At 61.1% G+C, this 2,542-nt stretch carries 3 protein-coding genes; 2 read left to right on the forward strand and 1 reads right to left on the reverse strand.

Annotated elements, in window-relative coordinates:
- Positions 1 to 196: 196 nt before the first annotated feature.
- Complete coding sequence (locus ACXJ7R_RS29800) at positions 197 to 1,054, forward strand: helix-turn-helix domain-containing protein (RefSeq protein WP_457154950.1); 858 nt, start codon at positions 197 to 199, stop codon at positions 1,052 to 1,054.
- 133 nt (positions 1,055 to 1,187) lie between these two features.
- A complete protein-coding gene (bmt, locus tag ACXJ7R_RS29805; protein WP_457154952.1) occupies positions 1,188 to 2,210 on the forward strand; it encodes a betaine--homocysteine S-methyltransferase in 1,023 nt (340 codons plus the stop codon).
- Positions 2,211 to 2,225: 15 nt separating this feature from the next.
- On the opposite strand, the gene ACXJ7R_RS29810 is transcribed toward bmt, so the two are convergent.
- Positions 2,226 to 2,471, reverse strand: a complete 246-nt coding sequence (locus tag ACXJ7R_RS29810) for a hypothetical protein (protein ID WP_457154951.1) — start codon at positions 2,469 to 2,471, stop codon at positions 2,226 to 2,228.
- Positions 2,472 to 2,542: the final 71 nt, after the last annotated feature.

A 2,542-nucleotide genomic window follows, 5' to 3' on the forward strand; every position in this document is an offset into this window, starting at 1 on the left:
CCAACTGGTTCCTGACATCATTGTGTCAGGAGAAGCGATTCCACTCAACGAGACAAAGTGTACAAAATGTTGCGATTGCGCATTTTTGACAGCACATGTTACACATTGTAAACAATATTGGGGATTCATTTACGCCTAAGGCGTCCGTTCGGCAGCTTTGGCGCAAATTTTTCCTCCTGATTCGCGGAGCCAAGTGATGGACAAACGAGATCTGTCAGCGATCTTTCGGGAGCGTCTGAAGCTGCTCCTGACACGGTCCGATCTCAACCAGTCATCTTTCGCGACCGCGGTCGGCATCGATCGGTCGGCCCTGTCGCAACTGCTGTCCGGCGCCTCGACACGCCTGCCCCGGGCGGAAACCCTGCTCAATATCGCTGCCGAGTTCAAAGTGTCGCTGGACTGGCTGCTTGGCCTCAGCCAGGACGAGGGTGTCACCGGCGAGATCCGCGAGAGCCTGGAGATCGAGGAAGCGCGCGACGGCTTCGACCGCACGCTGCTGGCAAAGTGGTTCGCCGAGGCGGCCGGTACCAAGATCCGCTATGTGCCGGCAGGCATCCCCGATCTTCTGCGAACACACGCGCTCGTCGACTATGAAGCCAACATCACCAACAGGAGCCGTCAGACGCAAGCCAACGAAACCCAATACCGCATCGACTACAACCGGCGGCCGGAAACCGACATGGAAGTCTGCATGCCGCGCCATACGCTGGAGATCTTCGCCCGCGGCCTGGGCGTGTGGGACCGTTTTCCAGAGGCCGACCGCCGACAACAACTCGCCCACATGGCAACGCTGCTTGACGATCTCTACCCGACCTTCCGCTTGTTTCTGTATGACGGCCGCATGCGCTATTCCATTCCCCTCACCATCTTCGGCCCCTATCGGGCGGCTATCTATGTCGGCGACATGTATGTGGTGCTGAACGCCACCCAGCCGGTCCAGGCCTTGACCCAGCATTTCGACAATCTGATCCGTGCCGCCGACGTCAACCCGCACGAAGCCGCCGCCTTCGCGCGCAATCTGGCCGACATGTCCTTTACATCAGGCTCTGCCTGATCGAAGGCAATCGAGGGTCGTTCAACCAACGCCCGGCCGTCGACATCGCCAGTCAAGCGCCGCAATATCATTGACTACACATAAAGACTTCTTTATATCCTTATTCGAATTTCAAAACATGAAAGCCAATCCGATGACGACGACCAACCCGATCGATGCGCTGCTGGCTGAAAAGGGCGTGCTGTTGGCCGATGGCGCCACCGGCACCAACCTGTTCGCCATGGGGCTGGAGGCTGGCGAAGCGCCGGAGCTGCTGAACGAGACGGCGCCCGACACCATCACCAGCCTGCACCAGAATTTCGTCGATGCGGGCGCCGACATCATTCTCACCAATTCCTTCGGCGGCACCCGTCACCGGCTGAAGCTGCATCATGCGCAGGACCGCGTGCACGCGCTGAACAAGCGCGCCGCCGAGATTGCGCGTGCTGTCGCCGACAAGGCCGGCCGCAAGGTGATCGTCGCCGGCTCGGTCGGTCCGACCGGTGAATTGCTAGTGCCGCTTGGCGCCATGACCTATGACGAGGCGGTCGATGCCTTTGCCGAACAGATCGAGGGTCTCAAGGCCGGTGGCGCCGAAGTCGCCTGGATCGAGACCATGTCGGCTCCCGACGAGATCCGCGCCGCTGCCGAAGCCGCCATCCGCGTCGGCCTGCCCTACACCTATACCGGGTCCTTCGACACCGCCGGCCGCACCATGATGGGCCTGCTGCCGAAGGACATCCACGGCGTCGTCGACGGCTTGTCGCAAGCGCCGCTCGGCGTCGGTGCCAATTGCGGCGTCGGCGCCTCCGACATCCTGGCATCGCTGCTCGACATGACCGAGGCGAAGCCGGAGGCGACTGTCATCGTCAAGGGTAATTGCGGCATTCCCGAATTCCGCGGCACCGAGATTCATTATTCCGGCACGCCGGAACTGATGGCCGACTATGTCAGGCTTGCCGTCGATGCCGGTGCGAAAATCGTCGGCGGCTGCTGCGGCACCTCGTTCCAGCACCTTGCCGCCATGCGCAAGGCACTCGACGCGCACACCAAGGCGGATCGTCCGACCGTTGGCGCGATTGTCGAGCGCATCGGTCCGATGCGCAACAAGGTGGCGACGGAAAACACCGTCGAAACCAGCGAAGCCCGCCGCGAGCGTCGCCGCAGCCGGGCCTGATCTTATCGTTTCTGATTATTCGCTGTTGTCGGCGTAACTCGACTGCGCCGACTTGAAATCGGTACCGGCGCCGGCGGCCGTATCGCCGCGCATTGTCATAAGTGCGCCCGATGCAGTGGGGTCGGAGATCTGCTCCAGCATGACGCGAAAACGATCATTGTTCAGCGCTGATATGGCGGTGTTACGCGCTTGAGCGACATCGTCGCTGATGCGCCTGGATTCCGCCGATGGCGTGGAGGCTGGCGATCCAAGTGCCGGCATATCTCGGGTTATCGAGTTCGCAACAGTCCTGATCAGCAATTCCGGCCCCCTCAAGCCCAAACATTAGCCTC

The organism is Mesorhizobium sp. P5_C1, assembly GCF_054049815.1.